A 4328-nucleotide genomic window follows, 5' to 3' on the forward strand; every position below is an offset into this window, starting at 1 on the left:
GCCGTCCATCTGAGCAGCACCGGTGATCATGTTTTTAACATAGTCGGCGTGCCCCGGGCAGTCTACGTGTGCGTAGTGGCGAGTCGGGGTGTCGTATTCAACGTGAGAAGTGTTGATGGTGATACCACGAGCTTTTTCTTCCGGCGCGTTATCGATCTGGTCGAATGCGCGAGCAGCACCGCCGTAGGTTTTAGCCAGTACGGTAGTGATTGCAGCGGTCAGCGTTGTTTTACCATGGTCAACGTGGCCGATAGTACCGACGTTAACGTGCGGTTTTGTACGTTCAAACTTTTCTTTAGACATCGATTGTCCCTCTAAGACACGGATAAATCGGTGATATCACCACATCAACCAGGCAACATGCCCGACTTGTTGAATGCAATAAACAGAAGGAAAAAACAGGGAGGAGAAAAGAAGTGGTGCTGATAGGCAGATTCGAACTGCCGACCTCACCCTTACCAAGGGTGCGCTCTACCAACTGAGCTATATCAGCACATCTTGGAGCGGGCAGCGGGAATCGAACCCGCATCATCAGCTTGGAAGGCTGAGGTAATAGCCATTATACGATGCCCGCATCCTGGAACTCGGCTACCTGATTTTCATTCTGCACTGAATATCGAGAGAAGCTCTCTTTATTCGAGCCGGTAAGCGAACTTATCGTCTCGGGCTACGCCATCGCGTGGCCGAAATTGGTGGTGGGGGAAGGATTCGAACCTTCGAAGTCTGTGACGGCAGATTTACAGTCTGCTCCCTTTGGCCGCTCGGGAACCCCACCGGACTTGATGGTGCCGACTACCGGAATCGAACTGGTGACCTACTGATTACAAGTCAGTTGCTCTACCTACTGAGCTAAGTCGGCATCAAGTAGCGCGCATTCTATGGAGACATGCGAGTTCATGCAACTAAAAAATTGCATAATTTGTTTTATTGGTCACATTTTGCGCGACACGATGAATAAACAGCCGAATCGCGAACAGATTAGCATACTTTTTCAGCATCACTCTGCATTAACAATGCGCGCCAGCTAAAACACAATTCTTTTTATCAGATGGAATATCTGTCACATTGCTTTTCAACGATAGCTTCCTGGAAGAGATTTTTTCTTATTATTCCTCCCCATCTGGTGTTACCCTCCTGCCCATTAACCCATTCAACAGAACTGTGACGCGCCATGGCAAATATCGCTTTGCCGATAGAGCTATGACCGCCAGAAACATGCTTATGAGTATAAAAGAGCAAACGTTAATGACGCCTTACCTACAGTTTGACCGCAACCAGTGGGCAGCTCTGCGTGATTCCGTACCTATGACGTTATCGGAAGATGAGATCGCCCGTCTCAAAGGTATAAATGAAGATCTCTCGTTAGAAGAAGTTGCCGAGATTTATTTGCCTTTATCGCGTTTGCTGAACTTCTATATAAGCTCGAACCTGCGCCGTCAGGCTGTTCTGGAACAGTTTCTTGGCACTAACGGACAACGCATTCCTTACATTATCAGTATTGCTGGTAGCGTCGCGGTAGGGAAAAGTACGACTGCTCGTGTGTTACAGGCACTATTAAGCCGTTGGCCGGAACACCGTCGTGTTGAACTGATCACCACCGATGGTTTTCTTCATCCCAACAAAGTGCTTAAAGAACGTGGCCTGATGAAGAAGAAAGGCTTCCCGGAATCGTATGATATGCATCGTCTGGTGAAGTTTGTTTCCGATCTCAAGTCCGGCGTGCCAAACGTTACAGCACCTGTTTACTCGCATCTTATTTATGATGTGATCCCGGATGGAGATAAAACTGTTGTTCAGCCTGATATTTTAATTCTTGAAGGGTTAAATGTCTTACAGAGCGGGATGGATTATCCACACGATCCACATCATGTATTTGTTTCTGATTTTGTCGATTTTTCGATATATGTTGATGCTCCGGAAGACTTACTTCAGACATGGTATATCAACCGTTTTCTGAAATTCCGCGAAGGGGCTTTTACAGACCCGGATTCCTATTTTCATAACTACGCGAAATTAACTAAAGAAGAAGCGATTAAGACTGCCATGACGTTGTGGAAAGAGATCAACTGGCTGAACTTAAAGCAAAATATTCTACCTACTCGCGAGCGCGCCAGTTTAATCCTGACAAAGAGTGCTAATCATGCTGTAGAAGAGGTCAGACTACGCAAATAATTTTCAGGGGAGCTAATGCTCCCCTTTCTTATTTTTCTGCACTACGCAGGGATATTTCACCGCCCATCCAGGGTTTTATTATTCCATCCTGCTCAAGCAATAAAGCGCCCTGTTTGTCTATTCCGCGTGAAATACCAAATATTTCTTTATCACCAATGATAAGTTTCACTGGGCGATTAATAAAATTATCCAGCTTTTCCCAGCGAGAAAGATAAGGTGCCAATCCTTCTTGCTCGAAGAGTTCCAGCGCCGCGCGTAATTCACGTATTAGCATGGCCGCCAACGTATTACGATCGAGATTGATCCCCGCTTCCTGCAGCGTGATCCACCCCTGATTAACGACACTCTCTTCAACACGACGCATTGCCATGTTGATCCCGGCGCCAATGACTATTTGCGCCGCATCGCCGGTTTTGCCAGTCAGCTCCACAAGAATGCCTGCCAGCTTGCGATCCTGCAGATAGAGGTCATTAGGCCATTTAACACCAACTTTATCTGCACCCAGCTTGCGTAATACTTCCGCCATCACGATACCGATAACCAGACTTAAACCAATCGCCGCCGCCGGGCCTTGTTCCAGACGCCAGAACATCGACAAATATAAGTTTGCGCCAAAAGGCGAAAACCATTTCCGACCACGACGACCACGGCCAGCCTGCTGGTATTCTGCAACGCAGGCATCGCCCGATTTAAGCTCTCCGATACGGTCAAGGAGATATTGATTCGTGGAGTCAATAACTGGGAGCACGGCTACACTACCGCCATCCAGCTGACTCAATATCTGTTCAGCATTAAGTAACTGGATGGGCTCAGGCAGGCTGTATCCTTTACCCGGAACGGTAAAGACATCAACACCCCAGTCACGCAGTGTCTGAATGTGTTTATTAATAGCCGCCCGGCTCATTCCTAACGTTTCACCCAGCTGCTCGCCAGAGTGAAATTCACCATTCGCTAACAGCGCGATTAATTTCAGTGGCACGGTATTATCCTTCATGAAATCGTCTCCACTGCGCTAACTTCACCTGATGCACCAATAAAGCGAACTTCTGGCTCAAGCCAGACATTAAATTTTTCACCCACTTTCTGTCTTACATGATGTGCCAGTTGCACGACATCTTCGCTTTTTGCATTGTCTTCATTAATGAGAACTAACGCCTGTTGACGGTGCACCGCAGCCCCACCCATTTGCATCCCTTTTAGCTGGCACTGATCGATAAGCCAACCTGCTGCCAGTTTTACTGAACCATCCGCCTGAGGGTAATTTGGTGCTGTTGGAAATTGTGCCAGTAATGCTTTAGCCGTTTCGGCAGATACAACAGGGTTTTTGAAGAAACTACCGGCATTGCCATTCACTTTTGGGTCAGGGAGTTTGGTGGTGCGCATATGACACACCGCATCAAATACTTGCTGTGGCGTTACTGTTGTAGGATCCAGACGAGTTAAGTCACCATACGTTAGTACAGGTTGCCACTCTTTTGGTAGACGCAGACCTACGGCTACAATGGCGAAGCGGTCCTGGTATTCATGTTTAAAAATACTGTCGCGATAGCCAAAACGGCACTCTTTAGCTGTTAAATGCTCTTGCTTGCCTGTCGCCAGTTCAACACAGTCAACATAAGCGCAAACTCGCTGTAATTCTACGCCATAAGCCCCAATATTCTGGATAGGTGATGAACCAACACAACCAGGAATTAATGCCAGATTTTCCAGACCAGGCATACCTTCCTGCAAAGTGTATTTTACCAGGCGATGCCAGTTTTCTCCGGCTCCTACATGTAAATACCACGCATCAGGTTCATCATGAATTTCGATACCTTTGATCCGGTTGATGATCACCGTACCGCGATAGTCTTCCAGAAAAAGTACATTACTTCCTTCACCCAGAATAAGGACGGGTTGTCCTTCTGCGGTTGCATGCTGCCAGGCATTGAGTAATTGTTGTTCGTCTTCGGCACATACAATGTGCTGAGCATTATGATCAATGCCAAATGTGTTCCAGGGTTTTAAGGAGTGGTTCATAGCTGCTTTCCTGATGCAAAAACGAGGCTAGTTTACCGTATCTGCGGGGGGATGGCTTGTAGATATGACGACAGGAAGAGTTTGTAGAAACGCAAAAAGGCCCGGTCTTCCGACCGGGCCTTCTGCTTTATTTGATG

At 47.2% G+C, this 4328-nt stretch carries 4 protein-coding genes, 4 tRNA genes and 1 pseudogene; 2 read left to right on the forward strand and 7 right to left on the reverse strand.

Features of this window, described 5'->3' with window-relative positions; genetic code table 11:
• The 5 genes from D9736_RS23090 to D9736_RS23110 form a co-directional block, all read right to left on the reverse strand.
• Positions 1-303 (reverse strand): GTP-binding protein (locus D9736_RS23090; protein WP_000031688.1); only part of this gene is annotated, 303 nt, incomplete at its 3' end.
• A gap of 114 nt (positions 304-417) precedes the next feature.
• Positions 418-493: transfer RNA gene (locus D9736_RS23095), tRNA-Thr, on the reverse strand.
• 6 nt (positions 494-499) lie between these two features.
• Positions 500-574: transfer RNA gene (locus D9736_RS23100), tRNA-Gly, on the reverse strand.
• Positions 575-690: 116 nt separating this feature from the next.
• A tRNA-Tyr gene (locus D9736_RS23105) sits at positions 691-775 on the reverse strand.
• An 8-nt stretch (positions 776-783) separates the two neighbouring features.
• A tRNA-Thr gene (locus D9736_RS23110) sits at positions 784-859 on the reverse strand.
• Between the two features lie 19 nt (positions 860-878).
• Here D9736_RS23110 and D9736_RS23865 point away from each other — a divergent pair.
• Both D9736_RS23865 and coaA read left to right on the forward strand, forming a co-directional pair.
• Positions 879-1029 (forward strand): annotated as a pseudogene (locus D9736_RS23865) (hypothetical protein); the annotation flags it as partial.
• Between the two features lie 192 nt (positions 1030-1221).
• A complete protein-coding gene (coaA, locus tag D9736_RS23115; RefSeq protein WP_000023076.1) occupies positions 1222-2172 on the forward strand; it encodes a type I pantothenate kinase in 951 nt (316 codons plus the stop codon).
• A 28-nt stretch (positions 2173-2200) separates the two neighbouring features.
• Here coaA and birA read toward each other — a convergent pair whose 3' ends face one another.
• Together birA and murB are read right to left on the reverse strand one after the other, a co-directional pair.
• Entirely contained in the window at positions 2201-3166 is a 966-nt protein-coding gene (gene birA, locus D9736_RS23120) for a bifunctional biotin--[acetyl-CoA-carboxylase] ligase/biotin operon repressor BirA (RefSeq protein WP_130259255.1), read from the reverse strand.
• A complete protein-coding gene (murB, locus tag D9736_RS23125) occupies positions 3163-4191 on the reverse strand; it encodes a UDP-N-acetylmuramate dehydrogenase (protein ID WP_130259256.1) in 1029 nt (342 codons plus the stop codon). Before murB ends, birA begins: the two co-directional genes overlap by 4 nt.
• Between the last annotated feature and the right edge of the window lie 137 nt (positions 4192-4328).

Origin of the sequence: Escherichia sp. E10V10 (assembly GCF_004211985.1) — a bacterium.
Lineage (GTDB): Bacteria > Pseudomonadota > Gammaproteobacteria > Enterobacterales > Enterobacteriaceae > Escherichia.

Excerpts from the sequence above, each read along its gene's own strand:
- coaA (WP_000023076.1), top strand. The coding sequence starts at position 1,222 with ATGAGTATAAAAGAGCAAACGTTAATGACGCCTTACCTACAGTTTGAC.
- birA (WP_130259255.1), bottom strand. The coding sequence starts at position 3,166 with ATGAAGGATAATACCGTGCCACTGAAATTAATCGCGCTGTTAGCGAAT.
- murB (WP_130259256.1), bottom strand. The coding sequence starts at position 4,191 with ATGAACCACTCCTTAAAACCCTGGAACACATTTGGCATTGATCATAAT.